The sequence below is a fragment of the Clostridium sp. CM039 genome (assembly GCF_055081075.1).
Window position 1 is genome coordinate 212,316 of sequence record NZ_CM143649.1, and the last position, 25,603, is coordinate 237,918.

At 31.1% G+C, this 25,603-nt stretch carries 26 protein-coding genes; 23 read left to right on the forward strand and 3 right to left on the reverse strand.

All coding sequences use genetic code 11. The annotated features are described in order from the left end of the window. Positions 1-132: 132 nt before the first annotated feature. The gene (locus ACWJJ2_RS00920) at positions 133-1,089 is read left to right on the forward strand and encodes an RluA family pseudouridine synthase (protein WP_165413707.1); all 957 of its coding nucleotides are present in this window, start codon (positions 133-135) and stop codon (positions 1,087-1,089) included. 65 nt (positions 1,090-1,154) lie between these two features. Here ACWJJ2_RS00920 and ACWJJ2_RS00925 read toward each other — a convergent pair whose 3' ends face one another. Further along, entirely contained in the window at positions 1,155-2,405 is a 1,251-nt protein-coding gene (locus tag ACWJJ2_RS00925; RefSeq protein WP_220285965.1) for a D-alanyl-D-alanine carboxypeptidase family protein, read from the reverse strand. Positions 2,406-2,555: 150 nt separating this feature from the next. Between ACWJJ2_RS00925 and ACWJJ2_RS00930 the strand changes: the two genes are divergently transcribed. After that, positions 2,556-3,338: a helix-hairpin-helix domain-containing protein gene (locus ACWJJ2_RS00930; protein WP_462953732.1), complete on the forward strand. Its 783-nt coding sequence runs from the start codon at positions 2,556-2,558 to the stop codon at positions 3,336-3,338. Between the two features lie 375 nt (positions 3,339-3,713). Here the strand turns inward: ACWJJ2_RS00930 and ACWJJ2_RS00935 are convergent, their stop codons facing one another. Continuing rightward, on the reverse strand, positions 3,714-3,974 hold the full coding sequence (locus ACWJJ2_RS00935; protein ID WP_220285963.1) for a hypothetical protein: 261 nt from the start codon (positions 3,972-3,974) through the stop codon (positions 3,714-3,716). Between the two features lie 312 nt (positions 3,975-4,286). Here ACWJJ2_RS00935 and ACWJJ2_RS00940 point away from each other — a divergent pair, with 312 nt between their 5' ends. The 15 genes from ACWJJ2_RS00940 (at position 4,287) to holA (ending at position 17,941) form a co-directional block, all read left to right on the forward strand. Further along, positions 4,287-4,619: a hypothetical protein gene (locus ACWJJ2_RS00940; RefSeq protein WP_216301782.1), complete on the forward strand. Its 333-nt coding sequence runs from the start codon at positions 4,287-4,289 to the stop codon at positions 4,617-4,619. Then, entirely contained in the window at positions 4,603-5,643 is a 1,041-nt protein-coding gene (locus ACWJJ2_RS00945; RefSeq protein ID WP_462953733.1) for a V-type ATPase subunit, read from the forward strand. Before ACWJJ2_RS00940 ends, ACWJJ2_RS00945 begins: the two co-directional genes overlap by 17 nt. A gap of 38 nt (positions 5,644-5,681) precedes the next feature. Continuing rightward, positions 5,682-7,649 carry a V-type ATP synthase subunit I gene (locus ACWJJ2_RS00950; RefSeq protein ID WP_220285962.1) on the forward strand — a complete coding sequence of 656 codons (1,968 nt, stop codon included), beginning with the start codon at positions 5,682-5,684 and terminating at the stop codon, positions 7,647-7,649. Between the two features lie 88 nt (positions 7,650-7,737). Then, a complete protein-coding gene (locus tag ACWJJ2_RS00955; RefSeq protein ID WP_216301785.1) occupies positions 7,738-8,163 on the forward strand; it encodes an ATP synthase subunit C in 426 nt (141 codons plus the stop codon). A 19-nt stretch (positions 8,164-8,182) separates the two neighbouring features. Then, positions 8,183-8,491 (forward strand): V-type ATP synthase subunit F, encoded by a 309-nt coding sequence (locus ACWJJ2_RS00960; RefSeq protein WP_216301786.1) that lies wholly within the window; start codon positions 8,183-8,185, stop codon positions 8,489-8,491. 49 nt (positions 8,492-8,540) lie between these two features. Continuing rightward, positions 8,541-9,152, forward strand: coding sequence for a V-type ATP synthase subunit E (locus ACWJJ2_RS00965; RefSeq protein WP_216301787.1), 612 nt, complete (start codon positions 8,541-8,543; stop codon positions 9,150-9,152). 16 nt (positions 9,153-9,168) lie between these two features. After that, entirely contained in the window at positions 9,169-10,926 is a 1,758-nt protein-coding gene (locus tag ACWJJ2_RS00970) for a V-type ATP synthase subunit A (protein WP_216301788.1), read from the forward strand. Between the two features lie 42 nt (positions 10,927-10,968). Next, complete coding sequence (locus tag ACWJJ2_RS00975) at positions 10,969-12,351, forward strand: V-type ATP synthase subunit B (protein ID WP_165413718.1); 1,383 nt, start codon at positions 10,969-10,971, stop codon at positions 12,349-12,351. Position 12,352: 1 nt separating this feature from the next. Continuing rightward, positions 12,353-12,973 (forward strand): V-type ATP synthase subunit D, encoded by a 621-nt coding sequence (locus ACWJJ2_RS00980; RefSeq protein ID WP_165413719.1) that lies wholly within the window; start codon positions 12,353-12,355, stop codon positions 12,971-12,973. A 254-nt stretch (positions 12,974-13,227) separates the two neighbouring features. Then, a complete protein-coding gene (locus ACWJJ2_RS00985; RefSeq protein ID WP_165413720.1) occupies positions 13,228-13,410 on the forward strand; it encodes a hypothetical protein in 183 nt (60 codons plus the stop codon). Positions 13,411-13,598: 188 nt separating this feature from the next. Beyond that, a complete protein-coding gene (locus tag ACWJJ2_RS00990; protein WP_165413721.1) occupies positions 13,599-13,763 on the forward strand; it encodes a zinc-ribbon domain-containing protein in 165 nt (54 codons plus the stop codon). 153 nt (positions 13,764-13,916) lie between these two features. Further along, positions 13,917-14,462 (forward strand): MORN repeat-containing protein, encoded by a 546-nt coding sequence (locus tag ACWJJ2_RS00995; protein WP_165413722.1) that lies wholly within the window; start codon positions 13,917-13,919, stop codon positions 14,460-14,462. Positions 14,463-14,661: 199 nt separating this feature from the next. Beyond that, positions 14,662-14,808 carry a hypothetical protein gene (locus ACWJJ2_RS01000; RefSeq protein ID WP_165413723.1) on the forward strand — a complete coding sequence of 49 codons (147 nt, stop codon included), beginning with the start codon at positions 14,662-14,664 and terminating at the stop codon, positions 14,806-14,808. A gap of 314 nt (positions 14,809-15,122) precedes the next feature. After that, positions 15,123-16,910, forward strand: a complete 1,788-nt coding sequence (locus ACWJJ2_RS01005) for a ComEC/Rec2 family competence protein (protein WP_462952890.1) — start codon at positions 15,123-15,125, stop codon at positions 16,908-16,910. After that, a complete protein-coding gene (holA, locus tag ACWJJ2_RS01010) occupies positions 16,907-17,941 on the forward strand; it encodes a DNA polymerase III subunit delta (RefSeq protein WP_220285961.1) in 1,035 nt (344 codons plus the stop codon). The genes ACWJJ2_RS01005 and holA overlap by 4 nt, the downstream gene beginning before the upstream one ends. A gap of 121 nt (positions 17,942-18,062) precedes the next feature. Here the strand turns inward: holA and rpsT are convergent, their stop codons facing one another. Next, positions 18,063-18,335 carry a 30S ribosomal protein S20 gene (gene rpsT, locus ACWJJ2_RS01015; RefSeq protein WP_165413726.1) on the reverse strand — a complete coding sequence of 91 codons (273 nt, stop codon included), beginning with the start codon at positions 18,333-18,335 and terminating at the stop codon, positions 18,063-18,065. Between the two features lie 250 nt (positions 18,336-18,585). Here rpsT and gpr point away from each other — a divergent pair, with 250 nt between their 5' ends. The 6 genes from gpr (at position 18,586) to hrcA (ending at position 25,513) form a co-directional block, all read left to right on the forward strand. Continuing rightward, entirely contained in the window at positions 18,586-19,560 is a 975-nt protein-coding gene (gpr, locus tag ACWJJ2_RS01020; protein WP_216301791.1) for a GPR endopeptidase, read from the forward strand. Between the two features lie 52 nt (positions 19,561-19,612). Continuing rightward, positions 19,613-20,773, forward strand: coding sequence for a stage II sporulation protein P (locus ACWJJ2_RS01025; RefSeq protein WP_462953734.1), 1,161 nt, complete (start codon positions 19,613-19,615; stop codon positions 20,771-20,773). 92 nt (positions 20,774-20,865) lie between these two features. Further along, on the forward strand, positions 20,866-21,123 hold the full coding sequence (locus ACWJJ2_RS01030; RefSeq protein ID WP_462952892.1) for a hypothetical protein: 258 nt from the start codon (positions 20,866-20,868) through the stop codon (positions 21,121-21,123). A 179-nt stretch (positions 21,124-21,302) separates the two neighbouring features. Next, a complete protein-coding gene (lepA, locus tag ACWJJ2_RS01035; protein ID WP_216301794.1) occupies positions 21,303-23,108 on the forward strand; it encodes a translation elongation factor 4 in 1,806 nt (601 codons plus the stop codon). A gap of 21 nt (positions 23,109-23,129) precedes the next feature. Then, complete coding sequence (gene hemW, locus ACWJJ2_RS01040) at positions 23,130-24,251, forward strand: radical SAM family heme chaperone HemW (RefSeq protein WP_216301795.1); 1,122 nt, start codon at positions 23,130-23,132, stop codon at positions 24,249-24,251. A 215-nt stretch (positions 24,252-24,466) separates the two neighbouring features. After that, positions 24,467-25,513, forward strand: a complete 1,047-nt coding sequence (gene hrcA / locus ACWJJ2_RS01045) for a heat-inducible transcriptional repressor HrcA (RefSeq protein ID WP_216301796.1) — start codon at positions 24,467-24,469, stop codon at positions 25,511-25,513. Positions 25,514-25,603: the final 90 nt, after the last annotated feature.

Genomic DNA, 25,603 nt, shown 5'->3' on the forward strand with positions numbered 1-25,603 from the left:
CCAATACTATTTAATTATGAGGGGAAGAAAAAATGGGAAAATATATTATTAGCACAAAGTTAATGGCTAGAGATTGCGTTCAGGTAGGAAAGTTTCTTAAGGATGCAATAGTTGAAATGGAAGTAATTGCCATTGAGTAATGATAAATTAACATATGTAGTTGGAGCAAACATCGTTGACGTAAAGATAAGAGATTATTTAAAGTACACAGAAAATTTATCTGGCAGATTTATAAAAAGCTCAGGGCTTAGTGGGAAAATAAGGGTAAACAATCAAGTAGCTAAGTTGAATCTTAGAATAAATTCAGAGGATAAAATAGAAATTGATATGAAAAAAGACGAACATCAAAATATTGAGCCTGAGAAGATGGATATAGACGTGGTATATGATGATATAGACCTTATTGTTGTAAATAAGAGCCCGGGAATAGTAGTTCACCCAACTCGGGGTTATCCCAGTGGTACTCTTGCCAATGGAGTTTTGTATTATTTTAAGGAAAGAGATGAAAAATGCATTGTTAGACTCGTAAGTAGATTAGACAGGGATACTTCAGGTCTTATAATAATTGCAAAAAATCAATTTTCACATATGGCATTAGCTAGAGATATGCATAGCAGTGATTTGCAGGTAAGAGATATGCAGGAAAGCGACATGCATAGCAAAACTTTCGAGAAGAGTTATATGGCTGTTGTACATGGCAATATGGAAAATAAGACAGGTACTATTGATTTGCCTATTGGAAACCCCGATGAAGAAAGTGCAAGGAGAGAAGTTTGGGCAGATGGACAAAGAAGTATAACTCATTATGAAGTTATTGATTCTTTTGAAAATGGTGATTTGTTAAAAGTAACTTTGGAAACTGGTAGAACACATCAAATTCGTGTTCATTTAAGTCATATCGGTCATCCACTTTATGGAGATAGCCTTTATGGAGAGTGCGAAAGCCACTATATTGATAGGCAGGCACTTCACGCTTATAAATTAATTATTCCGCATCCAAGAACTGGTGAGAAGCTTATACTTAAATCAAAACTTCCAGATGATATAGCGAATTTGGTAAGTAAACTTAAAACTGAAAGTGACATATAAAAAAGCACCAAGTATAAACTATTAATCTAGTTTATACTTGGTGCTTTTTTATATGTTATGTTTTACTATTTAAAGTGTCTGGGAATATACTCTATTATGTTTCTCCTTTTTCCTATTTTCCTTTTTTTTGATATTATAACAAATAACAATAGTGCTAAAGCAAGTGCAAGATATTTTAGTGCATTTATTGTGTTTGTTGAGAGTGAAGGGGTTTGAACGTGCTTTTTAGCATAATCTATTCCACTAGTCAAATCTAAAGAATAAGAATCTTTACCATAAGTAATTGTAGCATTACTTATTAGAACACCTTTCTTAATTGGCGAAAGGCCTATTTTTTTTTCCTCAGTTTTAATAGTTGGAGTTAAAGTTGGATTTTTAGATTTAACAATATAAAGATCAGTTGAAGCAAGTAGCGGAACATTCGTACCGTCATCTAAAGTTAAATTTGATACTTTATCATTCTTATTAAATTGTTTATAGAGTTCAAAATTATCAAAGCCATAATCCAATAATTTTTTACTGTCTGGAAAAAATGTCTTTTCAGAGTCATGTACAAGAGATACTATAAGCTTTTGACCATTTCTACTAGCTACGGCAATAAAGGAATGCTGTGATTGGATAGTATATCCTGTTTTTCCACCTTCACAGCCTTTATAGTAGTGTGGGTCATTCTTTTGTATTAGTCTATTCTCATTCCAAAGAGGACGGTTTTCCTTGGATTTATTTGTTGCTGCCATTTTATATGAAGGCGTTGTTGAAATCATATTGTACTCGGGATGCTTAGTTAGCTCTTGCATAATTAGGGATAAATCATAGGCTGAAGTTTTATGATTTACGTCATATAGCCCATTTGGATTGACAAAATTAGTGTTTTTACAACCTAGAGATTCTGCCTTTTCATTCATAAGCTTTGCAAATTTTCCTGTGGAACCACTTATATGTTCTGCTAAAGCTACGGCACAGTCATTAGCAGAGGCTAATATTAATCCGTATAACAATTCTTTTACAGAAACTTTTTCGTCTTTAAGGAGATATATTTTTGAACCATCAGTCATCTCTGCGTTTTTACTTACAGTTACCACATCGTTTAAATTAGAGTTTTCTAAGACGAGAAGTATAGTCATTATCTTTGTGGTAGAAGCTGGTGGGTAAGCAGAATCTTTATTTTTCTCATAAAGTAGTTTACCAGTAGTGGCATCCATTAAAACCACACTATCAGCAGACACCACTGGCGGTTTTAATAGTGCTTTAACTGTTGGGGCCGTATTAAAAAATAAAAAAAATGATGCAAGTGCTATTGTGATTAATTTTTTCATAGGTTACCTCCAAGTTTTTCAACATTTATAGTATATCAAAAAAAATCTTTCTTAGCGATAGTATTTACGTAAACTTGTCAATAATTTTATATAGGATGGCAAAATAATTAGCAAGTGTCCTGTGCTCTAGGAGGTTAACGAGGAGATATTATGAAAAATAAAGAGAAAATAATTGGTTCTATAGTTATTTTATGCATAAGTATTGCATTTATAATTGCTGGCTACAAATTGTCAAGTCCAAAAGGAAATGTTAATGCTTCGGATTATAAGGATATATTTGTAGAAACTGATAAAACTTCAGAAAAAAAAGATGCAGAGGGCGTTATTGCAGCTGGATCAAATAAAGTAGAAGGTAGTAATGCAAAAGTAGAAGGTAGTAATGCAAAAGTAGAAGGTAGTAATGCAAAAGTAGAAGGTAGTAATGCAAAAGTAGAAGGTAGTAATGCAAAAGTAGAAGATAGTAATATAAAAGTGGATATAAAAGGTGCTGTAAAAGATCCTGGTGTTTATGATATAAAAAAAGGAAGTAGAGTTACCGATCTTATAAAACTAGCAGGTGGGGGAACTAGTGATGCAGACCTTGATGCGACAAATCTTTCTGCAAAACTAAATGATGAAGATTGTATTGTGATTTGTAAAAAGGGTGAGGTAAACAAAACACAAACGCCCCTGAATACTACTCTAAAGAGCAATTCTAACGATTCTGCGACTTCAAACTCGGGTAGCACTGAAAAGGGCGCTATTATTAACATAAACACTGCTAGCAAAGAAGAACTAAAGACTCTTACAGGAATAGGGGATGCTAAAGCTGATGTTATAATCGAATATAGGCAGCAAAATGGAGGATTTAAGTCTGTAGAAGAGATAACAAAAGTGGGCGGTATTGGAGAAAAGACCTTAAGCAAATTTATAGATAAGATAGACATAAAGTAATTAAATCATCTCCTGGGTCGCTGAAATGTCGTTAAACTAATAAAGTTTATATGGGATATTTGTATATTTATATGAACTAAGGATACAATATACAGATGAACGAGGGAGATTTAAAGCATGGAGTGTAGGATTAAACAATTCGACAAGATTATGCACATTGATATTGAATATATCGGTGAAATATGCTAAAATTAATAACATACATGGGGGTAGGTGATAGTGTGCCTGCCGAGTTAAAACTATGTTGTAGTGCTAATACGACGAATGAATTCAATTTACACATGTTTCATAATTAAATAGACATATTGCGGCTTAGATACATAGTTTTATGCTATCTGAGCCGCTTTTTATATTGTATTCCATAAAAAAAAGAGTTTATAACTCTTTTTTAAAATTCTCTTCAATAAATTCTATTCCGGTAAGTTCAATTTTATAATTTCCTCTAACCGCTTGTTTAGTTATAAGCCTTTTTTTCATTAAAGATTCAAGAGAAGATTTCAAAACCCTAATATCACCTTTACCATTACCTAGATTAAGCGCAAGTTTTATTTTTGCGATGCTTTGTGGGGATGCGGTTCTATTTTCATACAGATAGTTTAATATGCTATCTTCAATTTCTTTTATGTTATCTTTCATAAATATCCTCCTTCATTAGCGTATTTAGCCATAATATATAAGTATACTACATACATTAGGTAATATAAAGAAAAATTATCTAAGAAACTGTCATGGTTTTTATGTAGGGGGCAAGAGATAAACATAGGTAGCGTTAGCTTTGTATGGTATATATTGTAATAAAGCTCAGATCCCTTATCGAAGGCTTATATTATGCCCAAAATCGCTTTCGACATTATGCATTAAAGGTAATATAATGAGAATATAGTCAACATTCCAAATTATGAGAAAATATAAAAATAAGTATTATTTATAAATATTGGGGGTGATGTTTTGGAATTTATAACTAATAAAATAATGAGTATAGACAAAGATGCTGAAAGCTATAGGAAGGGCATTGATGAAATGTTAAAAGAAAAACAAGATGAATTTGAAAATATAATAAAGGATATGAAGGTTAGCTTTCAAGAAGAATCTAAAAACATTAAGAATACTATAAGTAATGAAAAGATGATGGAGGCGGAGTTTAAAGCTGAAATCATAAGAAAAGAAAAAGAAAAAGTATTAAAAAATATTAATAAAAAATATCAAAACAATAAATTAAAAATAGTAGATGAAGTATTTAACGCTATCATAGGGGTGGGAATATATGGGAAGTATTGTTAAGTTTAGTGCTATTAATTCTAAAGTAAAGGCAATGATGGGAAAGATGATAAGCGGAGATCAATATTTGAAATTACTAAAGTGTAAAGATTTTAAAAGTACTGTTAAAGTATTAAAAGAGGATACGAGCTATGGGGAGCTTTTAGGAGAATACAACTTAGAGAAAATACATAGGGGTAATTTAGAGATTATTTTAAATAGATACTATACAAGTATTTATAGCAAATTTATAAATTATTTTGATGGTGAATACAGGAAGCTTATAAAAGTTTTTTTTGTAAGATGGGAAATAGAAGATTTAAAAATAATTATTAGAGGCAAATATTTAGGCCTACGTTGCGACGAAATAGAAAACAAGCTAATTGCAAGAAGTTCTTTAAATACAATAAATTATGATTATTTATTAGCCTTAAAAAATACAGAAGAGGTAATAGATGGACTAAAAGGGAGCATATATTATAAAAGTCTAAAAAATTTAGCTAGGGGCATCAGTGAAAAAGGTTTGTTTAGAATTGAAACAGAACTTGATTTTGTTTATTTTATGTCTGTACGACGCGAACTCAAGCATTTGGACAATGAGAATAAAGAAGTGGTACACAGTATATTAGGATTGGAAGCAGATCTTTTAAATTTAGGATGGATATATAGAGGAAAGATTTTTTACAATATACCTTCTGAGGAGCTGTTTAACTACACCATATATAATGGGTATAAGCTTTCAAAGGAAAATATTAGAAAGCTTTGTTATATAAAAAATATGGAAGAATTTTATAATATAATAGAAAAAACACCATATGCAAAGATATATGAAAAAGATGATTTTAATTCCATTGAAAAACGACAACGTGAATTTCAAAAAAAATATTTCAAAAAAAATCTTAGAGAGAATAAAACAAATATTAGCATGGCTATGAGTTATCTTGCGTTTTATAGGATTGAAATAAAAGATATTATATCTATAGTAGAACAAAAAAGATACGATATGGATATGAATGAAGGTATAAATTATGTTTCTGTCACATTATAAATGCTTATCTACCCCAGAAAAAAGCAGGAGGTGATTTTGTGTCTATAGAAAAAATGCATATGGTTAATTTAGTAGGTGAAATGTCCGATTTTGATAAATTAACTAAATTATTAGCACTAGAAGGCTGCATGCAGCCAGTAAGTGCTTTGCAAGAAATAAACTCGTCAGATTTTGTATTAAAAACTTCAGAGGGCAATATAGAGGCTTTAATGGATGTAAACTATATAAGACCTTACTTATATGATAAAGAATATAATATAAGTTTAAAACATGTTGAGAAGCTTGCAAAGGCTCAAAATACTGTTGATATAAGTTGCGAATATATTAAAGAGATGATTTTTGATTTTGATACCATAGAGAATAAGCTAGCGGAAGTATATGATAAATATATGGGTTTAAACAAAGAATTTGAGGATTTAAAACAAAAGGAGCAATACCTTAAAAACACATATGAGGCCTTAGGATTTTTAAATGATGTATCTATTCCTATGGAAGAGATTACTGATATGAAAAATTTCCAAATGGATTTATATAAAGTGCCAGAGCAAAACATGGTTAAACTAAAAGCCAATTATGAAAATATTCCATCAGTAATAGAAACTGTCTATAAGGAAAAAGATTTTGTTACATTTATAGCATTTACTCCAATGCTTTTGCTAACAGAAACGGAAAGAATTTTTAAATCGGCAAATTGCGAAAGAATTCTAGTGCCTAATCATTACATAGGCATTCCAAGGGACGTGGCGGTGGTTGTTCGTGCGGAAATATATCAAGTGCAAGAATCTACAACGAAAATTAAAATGGAACTTAGTGATTTTCTAAAGGAAAATTACAAAACTATAAAAAATATAGAAAATAGTTATGAATTGGAGCAAAAGTCTGGAGAAATTAAAAAGAGTGCGGCGTGCACAAATGAATTTTTTTATCTTTCTGGTTGGATACCTAAAAGTTTTATGGAGAGCATTGATAAGTTACTTTTGAGTTTTGATGATAGAATATTGATTATTAAAAAAGAGCCTAATGAGAGAACTAATAAAGCTATAACTCCACCAACAATGCTTATAAACAACAAATTGTTTAAACCATTTGAGAGTTTGCTTTTCATGTATGGTGTTCCTAGCTATGATGAAATCGATCCTACTAGGTTTTTGGCAATAACTTATACTCTAATGTTTGGTGCTATGTTTGGTGATGCAGGACAAGGATTAGTATTGCTTTTAGCAGGAGTTATGCTGAAAAGTAAGTCAGGTAGAAGTAATATAGGCGGGATTTTTGAAACCCTGGGGGTAAGTTCTATAATATTTGGATTTCTATATGGGAGTGTATTTGGTTCTGAAAGAGTAATTAATGCATTGCTAATTAGACCGATGGAAGATATTAACGATATGTTAATTGGAGCTATAATATTTGGATGTGGTTTCTTAATTTTAGGCTTTATATTAGGGATTACTAATAGTTTAAGAAGGAAAGATATAGAACGTGGACTTTTTGGAAAAGAAGGACTAGCAGGTTTTATGTTCTATATTGGAGCTTTAATACTAATAGTATCTATAATCTATAAAAAGCCATTATTACCGAAAGCTATTTGGATGATATATTTTCTTTTCTTTTTATTACTGATATTACTAAAGGAGCCGCTTGCGAATATTATTAAAGGTAAAAAAATATTATTTGAATCTGGAACTAAGGATTATTTTATAGAATCAGGTTTTGAGGTAATAGAAACATTGTTATCTATGTTTTCTAATACACTTTCATTCATAAGAGTAGGTGCATTTGCATTAAATCATGTGGGTTTGTTTGTTGCATTTTCTGCTATGGCTTCTATGACTAAGAGTGGATTTGCTTCAGTGCTAATATTAATAATTGGAAATGTAATAATTATATGCCTTGAAGGGTTAATCGTATTTATACAAGGGTTAAGACTTGAGTATTATGAATTATTCAGTAAGTATTATGAAGGGGCAGGGATTGCTTTTGAACCTGTGCAGATTGAAATTAAGTAACATATATATAAATATGTATTCTGTGTGAAAAGTTAATGGAAGTTAATGGAAGTTAATGCACTAGATATTAGAAGGAGGAATAAGAATTATGACTATTTTATTAATGTTAACATTTTGTGTTGTTATAGTTACTATTACGTATGGAGTCGTTTCTCAAAGTAAAATAGATGTTTTGGGGAGGAAAAAGGTAAAAAAAGCGCTAAAAATAAATTTAGGTGTATTTATACCAGTTATGATGGGAGCTTTGATCGTGAATATTCCAAGCGTAGCACGCGCAGCGGGAACAGTTGCAGTGAACCCGGCTGCTGGACTTGGGTATTTAGCAGCTGGGCTTTCCACAGGACTTGCAACTATTGGCGCAGGCTATGCTGTAGGGGCAGTTGGTTCTTCAGCATTAGGTGCGGTATCAGAAGATCCTAAGATACTAGGAAAAACGCTTATCTTTGTTGGCCTTGGAGAAGGTATTGCTATATACGGACTTATTATATCAATAATGATACTTTCGAAATTATAATTTTTTAGGAGAGAGGATTATGACAAGTTATTTAATAAGTGATAATGTGGATACTTTTGTAGGGATGAAAATGGCAGGAATAGAAGGCATTGTTCTTCATGAAAAAGAAAAAATATTAGAAAAAATAAAAGAATTAAAAAAAAATCAGGGAATAGGAATAATAATAATAACAGAGAAAATTGCTCTTTTAATACCAGACGAGGTAAGCGTCATAAAATTATCAAGGGAAAGACCCCTTTTGGTGGAAATTCCAGATAGGCACGGCTGGAATCGTGGTAGTGACTCTATATTAAGATACGTTAAAGAGGCTATAGGGATTAAGATATAATAATTATACAAGTATAATAGGAGCATAAGAATTCGCAGGAGGGTTAGTTATGACCACAATTGAAGATAAGATAAATTTATTTTCTAAGATAATATATGACAAGGTAAATAAAGAAAAAGAAGAAAAATTAGAAACATTCAGTTTTGAGGCTGAAAAAAAAATCAATATAGAAAAAGAAAAGATAGAAGAGCTTAGACGGAGCATCCAAAGGGAAGTTACAAAAAAAACTAATATTAAAGCAAATGGAATAGTAGCAAAAGAAAGGCTTAATAAACAAAGAGAAGTGTTGTTCCTTAAGGATAAGTTGATTAGTGATGCTCTAGAAAATGTTCGGGTAAAGCTTGTACAATTTGTTAGTTGTGAGGAATATAAACCGTATTTCATAAGTAACCTTAAAAAGACTTTAAATGCGATGGATAAAGGAAACTACTATATTATAGTACTAAAAAGGGATTACGAAAAATTTCAAAGTGAAATTGGACTTATACTAAAGGAGTATTGTGATCATAATTTTGAAGTGAAAATTTCAGAAGAAGACTTTATAGGTGGACATATACTAAAAGATTTTGAAGGAACATTTATTATAAATAATAGTATATATGCTGCATTACAAGATAGTAAAGAAACAATTGGTGTTAGAGTTATGGAAATGCTGGCCTAAAAAGGGGAGGAATAACATGGTAGGAAACATAATCGGAGTAAATGGTCCAGTTATAAAAGCTGAACACATGAAGGGCTTCAAAATGAGAGAAATGGTTATGGTAGGCGCGAGGAAGCTTATAGGTGAAATAATAATAATAGAAGAAGACTTTGCAACTATTCAGGTTTATGAAGAAACTAGCGGTCTTAAGATAGGTGAACCTGTAATTTCTACTGGGAGTCCTCTTTCTCTTAAATTAGGGCCAGGAATACTCGGAAATATATTTGATGGAATTGAGAGGCCACTAGAAAAGATAAATGAAATGTCTTATGGATTTTTACCAGAGGGTATAGGGCTCATTTCTCTTGATGAAGAAAAACTTTGGGATGTAGACATTATCGTAAAGCTTGGAGATGAATTAAAAGAAGGACAAATATACGCAAACGTTCAAGAAACTGCATCCATTATGCATAAGATAATGGTTCCTCCAGGGGTTTTTGGAACTGTAACCTGGGCATGCGAAAATGGAAAATACAATATAGAAACCACAGTAGCAAAATTAAAGCAAGGCGCGGAAAATTATGAACTTAAACTTTATCAATATTGGCCTTGCAGAACGCCAAGACCGGTAAAAGATAAAAAAACTATTTTTAAACCACTTATCACGGGCCAAAGAATAATAGATATATTCTTCCCTTTGGCTAAAGGAGGAACTTGCGCTATCCCTGGGGGGTTCGGTACTGGAAAGACTATAACCCAACATCAGCTTGCAAAGTGGTCTGATGCAGATATTATAGTGTACATTGGTTGCGGAGAAAGAGGAAATGAAATGACAGAAGTTCTAGAAGAGTTCCCGAAACTTATAGATCCTAGAACGGATTTACCACTTATGAATAGGACTGTGCTTATAGCTAATACATCAAACATGCCCGTAGCTGCAAGAGAAGCAAGTATTTATACAGGAATAACTATAGCGGAATATTTTAGGGATATGGGATATCACGTTGCTATAATGGCGGATTCTACTTCGAGATGGGCAGAAGCCTTACGTGAAATCTCTGGAAGACTTGAAGAGATGCCTGCTGAGGAAGGTTATCCAGCCTATCTCCCATCAAGAATTGCAGAGTTTTATGAAAGAGCGGGTTATGTAGAAAACTTAAATAATACAGAGGGTTCTGTTACTGTAATTGGGGCAGTGTCGCCTGCGGGAGGAGATTTCTCAGAACCTGTTACTCAAAATACTAAAAGATTCGTTTCTGTTTTTTTAGGACTTGATAAAAAATTAGCTTATGCAAGGCACTATCCAGCAATAAACTGGTTAGCTAGTTATAGTGGCTATTTATCACTTTTAAAGGAGTGGTATGAGGAAAACGTGGCGGGAGACGTAATGGACTTAAGAGCAAAGATGCTTAAACTTTTATATGAAGAAAATAAGCTTCTGGAGATAGTTAAATTGGTAGGTGAAGATGTGCTGCCGGACGCGCAAAGGTTGATTATAGAGGTTTCGAAATGCCTTAAAATATCATTTTTGCAACAAAATGCCTATAATACTGTAGATACTTATGCACCTTTAAACAAACAATATAAAATGCTTAAAGTTATAGAATCGTTTTATGATAATGCAAGCAGGGCTGTGAAATTTGGAATACCAATTTCTGTTATAATAAACAAAGAATTAATGGAAAAGCTTTATAAAATGAAATACAATGTACCCAATGATGAGCTTTCGATAATAGATGATTTAGAAAGTGAATTAGTGAATTATTTTGATGGAATTATAGAAAAATATAGATAATGATTATTATCTACATTATAGAGACCAGCAGGGAGGTCCAATATGAAAAAAGAATATTTAATGTTAAATAAAATTCAAGGGCCTTTAATTATACTTTCCAGTGTTGAAGATGTAGCATATGATGAAATTGTTGATATAGTGGTGGATGGAAAGTATAACAAAAAAGGGAAGGTTGTTCAAATTTATAAAGACAAGGCTATAATACAAGTTTTTGAAACCACAACTGGTATGTCTGTCAACAATACATCAGTTCATTTCAGAGGGGAATCTTTTAAAATAGCTCTTACAAAGGATATATTGGGAAGAGAATTTAACGGGATAGGCGATCCAAGAGATAATGGTGGCGAAGTTTATTCTTCAAAAAAATACGATATAAATGGAAGGCCTATGAATCCTGTAGCTAGAAAATACCCTAGAAACTATATACAAACAGGAATATCATCTATAGACTGTCTTGCTACATTAATAAGAGGGCAAAAGCTTCCTATATTTTCTGGAAATGGTATGGCGCATAATGAACTGGCAGCACAAATTGTAAGGCAAGCAAAAATTTCTGATGAGGTTGATGAAAAATTTTGTATAGTATTTGGAGCTATGGGCATAAAGTATGATGATTCTAACTTCTTTAAGAAAAGTTTTGAAGAAGCGGGTGTGCTTGAAAAGGTGGTTATGTTTACAAATCTAGCAGACGATCCTATTGTTGAGAGAATAATAACTCCAAGATGTGCATTGACTGCTGCAGAATACTTAGCATTTGAAGAGGACATGCATGTACTTGTAATACTTACAGATATGACTAATTATTGTGAAGCGTTAAGAGAACTTTCTTCCTTAAAAGAAGAAGTTCCAAGTAGAAAAGGTTATCCAGGATATTTATATTCGGATCTAGCGTCACTGTATGAGAGGGCTGGAATGATGAAAGGGAGAAAGGGTAGTATAACACAAATACCTATATTAACTATGCCTAATGATGACATAACGCATCCAGTACCAGATCTTACAGGGTTCATAACCGAAGGGCAAATTGTTTTAAGTCGCGGAATAGAGCAAAGAGGCTTTTATCCGCCAGTAAACATCCTTCCTTCCCTGTCGAGACTTATGAAAGATGGCATTGGCGAAGGCTTTACAAGGGAAGATCATGGAGATGTATCAAATCAAATATTTGCAGCCTACTCTAGGGTTCAGGATGTAATAGCACTAGCTCAAGTTATAGGAGAAGATGAGCTTTCAGAAATAGATAAGATATATATGGATTTTGGTAGAGCATTTGAAGAAAAGTTTTTAAAACAGGAGTATGATGAAAATAGAGATATGACAGAAACTTTAGATTTAGCTTGGGAAGTTCTTAGCATATTGCCGAGTAATGAGTTGGATAGGGTTTCACCTAAGATTTTAGAAAAATATTATAAAATAGTGGTGGAGTAATATGGAAACATTTGCACCAACTAAATCTACATTAATGGCTGCTAAAAATTCCTTGGACTTTTCTGAAAAAGGCTTTGAACTATTAGATAAAAAGAGAAATGTACTTATAAGAGAAATGATGTCTTATGTATCTAAGGCGCGCGAACTTCAAGATGAGGTAAATATAACTTTTTCAAAGGCATATAAAGCGCTAGAATCTGCAAATATAAATTCAGGAATAATAGAAATAGAAGACGTAGCTATGACCATAGGCGAAGCTAAAGACTATAAAATTTTATTTAAAAGTGTTATGGGTGTAGAAGTTCCTAAAATTATTTTTGAAAGAAAAGAAATAGAACCAAAGTATGGATTTTATAGAAGCAGTGCGGCTATTGATGAGTCTATGAAAGAGTTTAATAACGTGAAATATTTAACCTATGAGCTGGCAGAAGTAGAAAATGCTGTCTACAGATTAGCCATGGAAATAAAAAAAACTCAAAAGAGAGCAAATGCACTTCAAAATATACAAATCCCTAAATTTAAGGAAATGGTCAAATTTGTTACAGAAGTTTTAGAAGAAAAAGAAAGAGAAGACTTTTTTAGACTTAAAGTAGTAAAAAAGAAACATAGAAAGGAGGATTAGATAATCTTCTGCGAAGGTGAATGTCGTTAGAAGTTGAATAATAATATTAATAAAAGAATATTCAAATTATTCAAAATGTGTTATAATGACATTAGAATAGGAGGATAAAAAAGAAAAATTATAACTAGATTTAAATTTTACGAACAAATGTTAATGTTAAGGAAGTTTTAAAAAAATTACTGTTTAGTTTCAAATAATATATGTGAAATATATAATTATGAACAAAATTTTAAATAAATAATAAGAGGTGGAGTATGGAAGAATATAGGGGTTACGTAATAGAAGTTGTAGAAAACAATGAGAAAGAATATCCATATAAAGCAATAGCAATAAAAGAAGAGCAGGAAATAAAACATAAGGGGCATAGTAAACTGCAAGCTATCGATTTTGTTAAGGGAACAATTAATTTAACAATAGCTCGAAATGCTAGTCAATAAATATTTAGTATTTTAAAAAGTGTTAAAAAAACATTGCATATTAACAAAATATATGTTATTCTTAATGAGTTGGGATTGCAAAATCAACAACAACAAGATATTTGATATGATTAAAACATTACCTTTTTAGGCATATAAAGTAAATCAGATCTTAAATCTTAATATAATTAAAAAGGAGAAATGTTTAAATGGCTGATAAGACTATAGTATGTAAAGATTGTTCACAAGAATTCGTATTCACTGAGGGTGAACAGGAATTTTATAAAGAAAAAGGATTCGAAAATGAACCACAAAGATGTCCTGATTGTAGAAGAGCTAAAAAACAACAAAACAATAGAGGATTTCAAAGATAATATTATCTAAGAAAAATTACCTATAGGAATTAATTCCTATAGGTTTTGTTTTGTAGAAAATTATTGCATAATTTTAAAAAGAATATGGTATAGTATATAGAAGATAATGCATATGCATTATTATAAGTACATAAGTAAAGGAGCGATTTGAATATGAAAAACATAAAATTAAGTAAAGCTAATTTAAATAAAATTAGAATAAATAATGTTATAATTGCAAAAACACAACATATTCATGGGGGAACCTATGAAGGAGGAAGAGTTGATGGTAAGAAACATGGCGAGGGCACTTTTAGTTATAGCGATGGAAGTAAATATGTAGGCCTTTGGAAAAATGATCAAATGCATGGCCAAGGTACACTGGCTTTTTCAGGTGGAGAAAAATATATAGGAGAGTGGAGTAATGATGAAAAACATGGATATGGAATATATACATGGCCTGATGGTGAAAAATACATAGGATTTTGGGAAAATGGTGAAAAATGTGGTCAAGGTATTTGTACATGGCCAGATGGAGACACATATGTAGGTGACTTAAAGAATGGACTTAGGCATGGAGAAGGAATTCATACTTGGGCCCAGGGAGAAAAATATATTGGGCAGTGGCAAAATGATGAAAGAGAAGGGCAAGGAATGTATATTTATTCAGATGGAGAAATTCAAATTGGAGAGTCTAAAAATAACAAATTAATAAGGTGAAGTAATTGTTGAAATAACAGATGAAAAATTCTGTTATTTTTTTATCGTTAATGACATTTCAGCTTCGAAGATGATTTAAGTGGAACCTTTTTGTAGTAAGCATAATATTATATAACAACAAAAGAAGCATTAATGGCAGAAACTTAGGAAAAATGATTTTAAACAAAAATATTTGCCTTCGGAGAGGGGGGGAATATATATGTGTTGTTGGTGGATAATATTATTATTACTAGCTGATGATTGTGGCAGGAATGATTGTGACAGAGATGATTGTTGTTGCAATACTGTTGTAATAAATTGCAATAAGAGACATCATAGAAGAAACCGTAATAGATGCGATTTCTAAAATTGTTATAAGGGTTTTGAATGTTAGTATAAAAAAACTAAATTAAGCATTTAAAATTAAGGAGACTTTAGATATTTATTCTAAAGTCTTCTATTTACTATTAAAAAGTATATTTATACTATACTAATCTATTCAAATAAATAAGAAGAAGCTGATTAGTATGAATATTTATTGGACAAAATAAAGGTTGTGGAGGTGTGAAAATGCTTGAAAGTATATTTTTAATAATGCTTAAATTATAAGGAAACAAAAAAATATGGAACAAATTTATATGTTCTTTTTAATAGATAAATTTTCAAGTAGAATAGTTTATTATGGTTAGACCTTTAGTGTATTATGCAATAACAATATTGATGGGATGCCTTACTTGTTTGATTTTAATAAATAATCCTATTTTAGGTGCAGTTATAGCTGCATCCTTTTTAGCTATAATGTTTTTTACTATAGATAAAAAGTTTTTTTATATAGTAGTTTGCTTTTTTATTATTGGAACTATAAATTATTATTCTTATTTTAATACTAATCTGCCAAGTAAGCAAAAGTTAAAAGTGAGGATTTCAGAAAAAAGTACATATTATTGCACTGCGAAATATGATAATAAGAAAATTGTTTTGGAAGGCGATATCTTTGAGTTAACGCAGGGAAGAAGTTTTTGGATAAATGGTAATTTTCGAAAATTGGCAGTGTATGAAAGAGGCATCGTTGGAACATATACAGTTAAAAATTATAAGATTTGTAATGAAGATTTAATATCGAAAATTGAAAGTTTTAGAAGAGGCTTATATGGAAAATTTTCAGAAGTATTAGGAAAAGAAAAATCTGCTTTAGTTATGGCAGTATGTTTTGGAGACAGTGGATACATAGAAAAAACGCAAAAAGAAGATTTTAAAAAATTAGGTATCAGTCATGTTATAAGTGTATCAGGACTACACATGTCAATAGTATATAAAGCTTTAGAAATTATTATGGGTTATAAAATAGCTTTATTATTTTCTTTTGGATATATGATATTTACGGGAGGTCAAGCCTCTACAATAAGAGCATTTATAATGATTTTTATATTGAAAATATCAAGTATGGTTTATAAAAAATATGATAGCTTATCTTCTCTTAGCCTAGCGGCAATTATACTATTAATAATTAGACCTTTTTATATTCTTGATATAGGCTTTATGCTCTCATTCCTTTGTGTTCTGGGAATTATAGTATATAATAAGAAAATGAAAAAGGTGCTATACAAATTACCATCTGCTTTAAACGAATCTTTTAGTTTAAGTCTAAGTTCCCAAATATTTTCTATGCCTTATGCAATTGGAGCCCTTAAAACTTTTAGTTTAGGATTCCTTTTTAGTAACTTATTGTTATTGCCATTCTATACGATAGTTGTGGTGCTGGGGAATATGGGTTTAGTACTTAGCCCAATTTATCAATTGTTCAATTTAGTAAACTACGGACTATATACTGTTTTAATGATTATAGAATTTATTCAAAAAATGCTAGGTATATTATTACCAGAAATAATATACTTCTCTTATTTAGAGAGTTTAGTTGTATTTGGACTATATCTGTGCTATGTTGGAATTAAAAAAGGTTATGGGCAATTTAAGTATGTTCCAATTTGCATTGTTTTTATTTTTGCTTTTCAAAATTATAAGGTTTTTCCCGAGATTAGCTATATAAATATAAATAAGAATGATATAGTTTTATTACAATATAAAAAAACTACAATTGCGGTGACCACAGGCAATATTAATGTGAAGGATTTAAAAGTGCCTGTGAAGGTAGATAAAGTTTTTAAGGGTTACACGGGAGATTCAACTATCAGACTTTCACAGAGATATGCAATTAGGCTAATTAGTAATGGTAATAAATTAGAAGCACAAGTGTGTTTTGTGAAAAACACAAATGTAGAACCCGATAGGGCGGTATTTAATGATAGTGCATTATCTAATAATATCGGTGAAGAAATTATACCATTTAAATGTATTGTAAAGCTAAAAAAGGATGAAACATACACATTACCAGGTACAATAATAAATAAATATGTAATTATAGGAAACAGAACATTAAAATTTTCACAGGGGTTGGAGGAAATATTTTGATTAACTTTACAGAGCTTGAGAAAAAAATCAAGAAACATGAACTAGATAATTGTTATATATTTTGCGGATCGGATGAAAAACTAATAAAAAATCATGTTGAATTTATAACCGATAATGTATTAAGTAAGGATTTCATGGATTTGAATTACTCGAAATTTGATGGTAGCAAAATTGATTTTGAGACAATTATAGATGCTTGTGAAACCATGCCGTTTATGAGTGATAAAAAGGTTGTGGTTGTATACAGGGCTTCATTTTTAGATGATAGTGGTGGAAGTAAAAATTCGGGAGATATAAAAAGCAAAAATTTCGCTATGCTAGGCGAATATTTGAAAAATCCTTCACCACATTGCATTTTAGTCATATATTATGTGTTTTTAAGTGACAGAGAAAAACCAAGCAATAAAATAAAAAAACTAGATAAAAAATCATGTGTCATAAAAGTTGATAAATTAAGGGGGGAATCGCTTCAAAAAAAGTGCAAGAATTTATTTGAAAACGCTGGAACGAAAATTGGGAGATCAGAACTTACTTTATTCTGTAGCCAGGTAGACAATAACATGGATATAATATTAAATGAAATAGAGAAATTAGTTTCATTTACGCAGGGAAGAGAAATTACTAAAGAAGATATTTTGGAGATGATGCCTCAAAAGAGTGAAAATGATATTTTTAATTTAGTTGATTATTTGTCTCAGAAAAATATTAAGAAAGCTCTAGACGTTTTAAATGAACTTATATACAAAGGAGAGAAGATACCACTTATCTTATTTATGCTAGGACGACAATTCAATCTTTTATTTAATCTTAAATTAGGCATTGATAGCGGGAAAACAAAAGAAATTTTGGCGAGCGAATTAAAGCTTCATCCGTATATTTGTGAAAAAATGATCTCGCAGAGTATGAAGTTTACAATAAAGGCACTAAAGAGAAATATTGAACTATGTGTCGATACAGAAAAAATCTTAAAAAGTGCGTCTACTGATGATAAGCTTAATATTGAAGTTTTTATGATAAAAACTGTTATGTAACATTATAGCTTCGTAGATGACGATTTAATATCATTTCTAAGCGTGTCTACTTTTGAATTGTTATTACTTTAAATATCTTATACAAAAAAACAAAAAACCGGTGTAAATCACCGGTTTTTTATTATGCTGTTAAACTTAAAGCGTTTAACTTAGCTGCTAGTCTAGATTTTCTTCTTGCCGCTTTGTTTATGTGAAGTATTCCTTTTGTTACAGCCATATCTAAAGCTTTAACCACGCTTGCATATGTAACTTTAGCTTCTTCAACATTGCCAGTAACGACAGCTGTCTCAAATTTCTTTACCTTAGTTTTTAAAGCAGATTTAATCATTGTGTTTCTTTGTGTTTTAACTGCAGTAACTCTAATTCTTTTTTTTGCTGATTGAATATTTGCCATTTAATTTCACCACCCTCGTATTTAATAACATGTCAGCAGTCTTGGGTAAAACTGCGTACGAATCTTTTTAATTATTCAACTGATATTATAGCATTAAAATTTAATCACTTCAAGTGTAATTTAATCTATATATATAATTTTTAATATAAGGCGCATTTTAAATAAGTGAAAAGCCTAAAAAAAAATTTTGAAGGGATAGGAAAGGGCTATTAGGAAAAGCTAATATTAAAAATATAGTTGAGGTGAAATTATGATAAGTGTAAGAACGGATTTAGCTGTTGAAGCTAAAGAAATATACAAAGCAGAAAACAATGGTGAGATGCCAGGTGTTGATGTAGAAGAGTATAGCAAGGGCGATATTAAAATTACTAATGTAAAAATAGTAAGTGATATTGGCGAAGAAATGATGGGAAAACCAAAAGGTACATATATAACTATTGATATTCCTGAATTTGTTCACTATGATGGTGATGCTATGGACAGAGTAAGCGTTGTAATGGGAGAGGTGCTCGCTCCGCTAATAAAATTAGAGGATAGTATGACAGCGCTCGTGGTTGGACTCGGTAATTGGAACGTTACTCCTGATGCTGTAGGACCAAAAGTTATTTCAAAAATAATGGTGACTAGGCATTTAAAACAATTAGTACCCGACTCTATAGATGAAGGTATAAGGCCAGTATGTGCCATATCCCCTGGAGTACTAGGAATAACTGGTATGGAAACTGGTGAAATAATCCGCGGCATAGTGGAGAAAATCAAACCTAATTTAGTTATTTGCATTGATGCATTGGCTTCTAGAAAAATGGATAGGGTCAACAGAACTATACAAATAGGGACTACTGGAATTTCTCCAGGAGCTGGAATTGGGAATCGGAGGATGGAAATAAGTGAAAAAACCTTAGGCGTGCCAGTTATTGCTATTGGGATTCCAACAGTAGTTGATGCGGCAACACTAGCGAATGATACCATTGATTTAGTACTTGATGAAATGATTAAATCCGCAAATGAAGGCAAAGAATTTTACAATATGCTTAAGTCAATTGATAAGGTAGAAAAACAAAAAATGATTGCTGAAATATTAAATCCATATGTTGGTAACCTTGTAGTTACACCAAAAGAAATTGATATGGTTATAAATTCAGTTTCTAAAATTATTGCAAATGGTATTAATATAGCGCTACAACCAGCATTAGACTTAGAGGACATAAATAAGTATTTGAACTAGTAATAACTTCATATATTCCCTCATATATATTGTATAAGCGGGGGGGATAAAGATGAGTTACAAAGGTATAGAAATTAAAGGTAAATATAAGAATATGCTAAGTAAAAAAATGAATTTTTCAAAATATGCTATTAAAAAAAATAGTAATGTTAGAATATTTTTTTGTGTTTTCATATTACTCATTATTTTTTTATTAAGCCTGTTTTTACCTAAAAGTGCCAAGGCGGATAATGAAGGGAAATATAGAAATTACTTTTATGTTAATGTTATTAATAATACATTAGCAGTAATTAAGTCCTCAAACACAGAGCAGCAGTATACTAACAGTGAAAATAGCGTGAAACTTTCAGCATTATCATTTTTAGGAGTAGATATCTTAAATCCTATATCTATAATAGTGAAAGAAGTTGCATTTTTGGATAACGATGACGCTAGCGCTGATGTAAGCAATTCAAAATTTAGTCCTAATCCCTTTAAATTAGAAGATAAACAGGTAAGTAAGTCGGAAGCGGAAGCAGAAGCTAAAGATAAAGATTCTAATCAGGTAGCTCCCCTTGATAATCCTGATTTGAAAAAAGCTTTAAATAATGCAAAGCCTAGAGTGCTTATATACCATTCTCATACCTGTGAAGCTTATCGCACATCAGATAATGATAGATCTAAAATTGATTGTAGTTTAGATCAAACAAGAAATGTTTGCACTGTAGGAGATGTAATTAAAGATGAACTAGAAAAAAAATATGGAATTGCAGTTATACATGATAAAACTGTGCATGATAAAGGAGATTATAATAGTGCCTACAAAAAATCTGGAGTTACTTTAGACAGGTATTTAAAGGAATATGAAAAATTCGATTTAATTATAGATTTACATAGAGATAGTGTACCGAATAAGAATGCAGTAACTACTAAAATAAATGGGCAAAATGTAGCTAAATATATGTTTGTAGTGACAGATGGAAACCCTAGATACGCAAAGCAAAAGAAATTAATAAATTCCATGATAGGAATATCAAATAAATTATACCCAAATCTTATAAGAGGCAATGAAATCCATGCTTATCATCGTGGAATTAGGTTTTATAATCAAGATAGAAGTGATAATGCTATGCTAATTGAAGTAGGTGCCGAGAGTAATACTGTCCAAGAGGTGAAAAATACTGGTAAGTATTTATCAAGAATAATGGCAGAACAATTAAATGGGAAAAAATGAATAATTTATTTTAAAAAGTGCATCCTTACTAAGGAGAAGATAATAATTAATAATTATTATCTATTTAGGGCAATTGTAAGGAGGCACTTTTTATGCTTAAAAAGGGTAGAATTAAATATTTTCTTGTGATTTTTATTTCTTTTTCTGTTTTAATTTATGGATTCATCAAAGTTAATATTAATAAGACAGAACTTGTGAGAAATAAGTCGAAATTTACAATAGGTTTTAAATTAAAACCTGTAGATTTTAGAATAGAGACTAAGGACTATGGTTTTTATGTGAATAATAAAATATTTGATAACATGAAAAAAAAATGCATTAGTACATACAATGGTATTTTTTCAAAATAATATAAAAATACATATATTAAGCGAAATAAAGTATAATGTAGAATCATAATACGCTTACAAAACTAGAGATATTTATGATATAATTTAATTTATAAAACTAATATGCTTTAGGATAAGTATGTTTATGTTAAACTAAAGCAAATGATTTGATTCATATAGAATAACGGGGGTACAAATTAATGCCGAGTAATAGACAAAAATACATAAGAAACTTTTCGATAGTTGCACATATTGATCACGGCAAGTCTACTCTTGCAGATAGATTATTAGAAAAGACAGGCACTTTAACTAAAAGGGAAATGGAAGAACAAGTACTTGATAATATGGACCTCGAAAGAGAAAGAGGTATTACTATTAAATCTCAACCAGCAAGGCTCGTTTACAAAAGGGAGAATGGAGAAGAATACATATTCAATCTTATAGATACTCCGGGACATGTAGATTTTAACTATGAGGTTTCAAGGAGCTTAGCTGCTTGTGAAGGTGCAGTGCTTGTAGTAGATGCATCACAAGGGATTCAAGCTCAGACTTTAGCAAATTGCTATCTTGCTCTGGACAACAACCTAGATATTGCACCAGTTATTAACAAAATAGATCTTCCTAGTGCAAGGCCAAGCGAGATAATTCAGGAAATTGAGGACGTAATAGGTATTGAAGCTCAGGATGCTCCTCTAATCTCTGCGAAAACTGGGCTTAATGTAGAAGATGTTCTAGAAGCTGTAGTAAAAAAGATTTCACCTCCTAGTGGAGATGAAGAAGCACCACTCAAAGCTTTAATTTTTGATTCTTCATATGATAGTTATAAAGGTGTTGTATGTTATGTAAGAATCAAAGATGGAATTGTTAAAGCAGGAACAAAGATTAAACTGATGAATACTAATAAAATATACGATGTAGTAGAAGTTGGAGTATTTGTTCCAAATTATCTGACCGTACCGCAGCTAAGTGCTGGGGATGTTGGATATATAACAGCATCTATAAAAAATGTTAGGGATGCACGAGTTGGGGATACAATAACAGAAGCGTCTAGACCAGCGTCTAAGCCGCTTAAGGGATATAAACCAGCAGTGCCTATGGTGTTTAGTGGTATTTATCCGGTAGATGGTGCTAGATATGGAGAATTAAAAGAGGCACTAGAAAGGCTCCAGTTAAATGATGCAGCGCTAGGATTTGAACCCGAGACATCTATCGCTTTAGGATTTGGATTTAGATGTGGATTCTTAGGCCTTCTTCATATGGAGATAATACAAGAAAGAATAGAAAGAGAATTTAATATAGAAATCATTACGACAGCCCCATCAGTTATATATAAAGTAATGAAAACTAATGGAGAATTAATAGAAATAACAAATCCTACAAATCTTCCAGAACCAACGGAAATTAGTTATATGGAAGAGCCAGTAGTTAAAGCGTCTATCATAACACCATCAGAATATTTAGGATCAGTTATGGAGTTGTGTCAAGAAAAAAGAGGCGTATATATTGATATGAAATATATAGAAACCACTAGAGTAGTGCTCAATTATGACATGCCTCTTAATGAAATAGTATACGACTTTTTCGATGCCTTAAAATCAAGAACAAAAGGATATGCATCTTTTGATTATGAATTTAAGGGTTATACCACGACTCAGCTCGTAAAACTAGATATTTTACTTAAAGGAGATAAAGTAGATGCGCTGTCTATGATTGTTCCGGAGGAAAGAGCTTACCATAGAGGAAGAATTATGGCTGAAAAACTAAAAGAGCTTATACCAAGACAAATGTTTGAGATACCAATACAAGCATCTATAAACTCAAAGATAATAGCAAGAGAAACTGTAAAGGCACTTAGAAAAGATGTTTTAGCTAAATGTTATGGTGGAGATATCTCAAGAAAGAAAAAATTATTATCGAAACAAAAAGAAGGTAAAAAGAGAATGAGACAAGTGGGAAGTGTAGAAGTTCCACAAGAAGCATTTATGGCTATACTTAAAGTAGATTAGGAATAAAGTGAGGCTTAAACTATGAAGAATGTTGCGTTGTATATACATATTCCTTTTTGCAAGCAGAAGTGTTTATATTGTGATTTTCCGTCATTTGCTGGTAAAGAGGAGTGTATGCTTGATTATGCCGCAGCTCTAGCAAAAGAAATAAATAGTATAAGAGATAAAAAAATAAAAACTATATTTATAGGTGGGGGAACTCCCACCTATTTATCTTTAGCGGGCTGGGAAATGATAGGGAAAAGTATTGATAGATTGGATATGTGTGACGATTTAGAGTTTACAGTGGAAGGAAACCCCGGAACATTTACAGGGGAAATATTAAACTTTTTAAAAAAAATAGGAGTAAATAGGATCAGCATTGGACTTCAAGCCTTTCAAGATTCTTTGCTTAAAAAGCTGGGTAGAATCCATACTATTGAAGATTTTAAACAAAGCTTTCAAATGGCTAGAAATCTAGGTTTTGATAATATCAATGTAGATTTAATGTTTGGACTTCCGTCTCAAACGCTTAAGCAGTGGATAGAGACTTTAGAGAATGTAACTAACCTTAATCCAGAACACTTATCTTGCTATAGTCTAATAGTGGAAGAGGGAACGGCTTTTTATAAAGGGCTTGAAGAAGGCACATTAAAGCTTCCGGATGAGGAAATAGAACGAACTATGTACGCACAGACAATAGAATATTTAAGAGGAAAAGGGTATATACAATATGAAATTTCAAATTTTGCAAAAATCAATAAGTCATGTAGACACAATTTAGTATATTGGGAAATGGGCGAATATATAGGATGCGGCGCTTCCTCTCATTCATATAGGGATGGGTTTAGGTATAGAAATGAAGAAAATATAGAAAAATATATTAAGAAAATAAATGTTGATTGTTGTGCAATAGTGGAAAAAATAAAGAATTCATTTAAAGATGATATGGAAGAGTTTATGTTTATGGGTCTTAGAAAGAATGTAGGCATAAGCAAAAGTGAATTTAGGAAAAGATTTGACAAAGATATAGATAGTGTTTATAGGGAAGTAATAAATAAATATGTAAGTAATGGATTCATGGAGGAAAATGATAACAATATTTTTTTAACTTATGAAGGTATTGAAATATCGAATGTGATTATGGCAGAATTTCTTCTATAAATGCATTGCCATAAATTTTTGTCTAAAGATATTAATATTATAGCACCACGAAAATCAAAGGAAAGCGTAGTATACTTAATTTAAATCGATATAATCAACATATAGTGGCTAAATTAAAAAATTAAGGTTATTGACAAATACATTAGCAAATGATATTTTTAATACATACTCGTTAGCACTCAACTGTAGTGAGTGCTAATAAAAGAGGTGATATTATGGAAATGGATGAAAGAAAAATTAAAATACTTCAGGCTATAATTACAGATTATATAAATAATGGTGAGCCTGTTGGATCCAGAACCATAGCTAAAAAGTACGATTTAGGTATTAGTCCAGCTACTATAAGAAATGAAATGTCAGACCTCGAAGAGCTGGGATATATAGAACAGTTGCATACATCATCTGGTAGAAAACCATCAGATAAGGGTTATAGATTATATGTTGATAGACTTATGGAACTTACGAAATTATCCAATGAGGAAGAATATATGATCAAAAATCACCTTATTAATGCTGCTTTATATGAGGTTGATAAAATCGTTAAGCAAGCAACACAAATGCTTTCTCTTCTTACAAATCTTACATCTATAGTTAAGGCACCATCTGTTCAAAAGAGCTGTATAAAATATATTCAGCTAATGAATCTAGATGCTGAGAGTATTTTGTTTGTAATTATTACAGACAGTGGTATCATCAAAAATAATGTTATTAAGATTAGAAAACCTATTGGTAGTGATAGCATTGCAAAACTTAACAATATGCTTAATTTTAGATTGAGAAAGCTTACAATTGAGCAAATAAATTTAGAAGTTATTAATAATTTAAAAAGAGATTTAGCATTTTATCAAGAAATTTTTGATGGAATTATTCCAGCTCTATATGATAGTTTGTCTGGTGTTGAGACTTCAGAAGTATATATTCAGGGTGCTGCAAATATATTTAACTACCCAGAATATAACAATATTACTAAAGCTCGTGAGTTCTTAGTTTTAGTAGACAATAAAGAGAGTATAAATAGTTTACTAGGAGTAGGGGACATTACAGGTAATATTACAATTAAAATTGGTGAAGAAAATTTTGTTGAATGTGCTCGCGAATGCAGTATTATAACAGCTGTTTATAGCGCGTCCGGAATACCGCTCGGATCTATTGGCGTTATAGGACCAACAAGAATACCTTATGGAAAAGTTATATCTGTACTAACTGGGATAGTTAAAGAATTAAATGATAATATAGCTCAAATTTATGATGATCATAGATAAATTTTAAAATTAAAAGATTTACTTTGAGCCAGAAATGGAGGGATGATTTAGTGAATACAAATAATCAGGAAATTTTAAAAGAAGATTTAA

What these genes read in the sequence shown, in the direction of transcription:
- ACWJJ2_RS00925 (WP_220285965.1), bottom strand. Translation starts at nt 2,405, where the DNA reads ATGAAAAAATTAATCACAATAGCACTTGCATCATTTTTTTTATTTTTT.
- ACWJJ2_RS00930 (WP_462953732.1), top strand. Translation starts at nt 2,556, where the DNA reads ATGAAAAATAAAGAGAAAATAATTGGTTCTATAGTTATTTTATGCATA.
- ACWJJ2_RS00935 (WP_220285963.1), bottom strand. Translation starts at nt 3,974, where the DNA reads ATGAAAGATAACATAAAAGAAATTGAAGATAGCATATTAAACTATCTG.
- ACWJJ2_RS00945 (WP_462953733.1), top strand. Translation starts at nt 4,603, where the DNA reads ATGGGAAGTATTGTTAAGTTTAGTGCTATTAATTCTAAAGTAAAGGCA.
- ACWJJ2_RS00955 (WP_216301785.1), top strand. Translation starts at nt 7,738, where the DNA reads ATGACTATTTTATTAATGTTAACATTTTGTGTTGTTATAGTTACTATT.
- ACWJJ2_RS00960 (WP_216301786.1), top strand. Translation starts at nt 8,183, where the DNA reads ATGACAAGTTATTTAATAAGTGATAATGTGGATACTTTTGTAGGGATG.
- ACWJJ2_RS00965 (WP_216301787.1), top strand. Translation starts at nt 8,541, where the DNA reads ATGACCACAATTGAAGATAAGATAAATTTATTTTCTAAGATAATATAT.
- ACWJJ2_RS00970 (WP_216301788.1), top strand. Translation starts at nt 9,169, where the DNA reads ATGGTAGGAAACATAATCGGAGTAAATGGTCCAGTTATAAAAGCTGAA.
- ACWJJ2_RS00975 (WP_165413718.1), top strand. Translation starts at nt 10,969, where the DNA reads ATGAAAAAAGAATATTTAATGTTAAATAAAATTCAAGGGCCTTTAATT.
- ACWJJ2_RS00980 (WP_165413719.1), top strand. Translation starts at nt 12,353, where the DNA reads ATGGAAACATTTGCACCAACTAAATCTACATTAATGGCTGCTAAAAAT.
- ACWJJ2_RS00985 (WP_165413720.1), top strand. Translation starts at nt 13,228, where the DNA reads ATGGAAGAATATAGGGGTTACGTAATAGAAGTTGTAGAAAACAATGAG.
- ACWJJ2_RS00990 (WP_165413721.1), top strand. Translation starts at nt 13,599, where the DNA reads ATGGCTGATAAGACTATAGTATGTAAAGATTGTTCACAAGAATTCGTA.
- ACWJJ2_RS00995 (WP_165413722.1), top strand. Translation starts at nt 13,917, where the DNA reads ATGAAAAACATAAAATTAAGTAAAGCTAATTTAAATAAAATTAGAATA.
- ACWJJ2_RS01000 (WP_165413723.1), top strand. Translation starts at nt 14,662, where the DNA reads ATGTGTTGTTGGTGGATAATATTATTATTACTAGCTGATGATTGTGGC.
- ACWJJ2_RS01005 (WP_462952890.1), top strand. Translation starts at nt 15,123, where the DNA reads ATGGTTAGACCTTTAGTGTATTATGCAATAACAATATTGATGGGATGC.
- rpsT (WP_165413726.1), bottom strand. Translation starts at nt 18,335, where the DNA reads ATGGCAAATATTCAATCAGCAAAAAAAAGAATTAGAGTTACTGCAGTT.
- gpr (WP_216301791.1), top strand. Translation starts at nt 18,586, where the DNA reads ATGATAAGTGTAAGAACGGATTTAGCTGTTGAAGCTAAAGAAATATAC.
- ACWJJ2_RS01025 (WP_462953734.1), top strand. Translation starts at nt 19,613, where the DNA reads ATGAGTTACAAAGGTATAGAAATTAAAGGTAAATATAAGAATATGCTA.
- ACWJJ2_RS01030 (WP_462952892.1), top strand. Translation starts at nt 20,866, where the DNA reads ATGCTTAAAAAGGGTAGAATTAAATATTTTCTTGTGATTTTTATTTCT.
- lepA (WP_216301794.1), top strand. Translation starts at nt 21,303, where the DNA reads ATGCCGAGTAATAGACAAAAATACATAAGAAACTTTTCGATAGTTGCA.
- hemW (WP_216301795.1), top strand. Translation starts at nt 23,130, where the DNA reads ATGAAGAATGTTGCGTTGTATATACATATTCCTTTTTGCAAGCAGAAG.
- hrcA (WP_216301796.1), top strand. Translation starts at nt 24,467, where the DNA reads ATGGAAATGGATGAAAGAAAAATTAAAATACTTCAGGCTATAATTACA.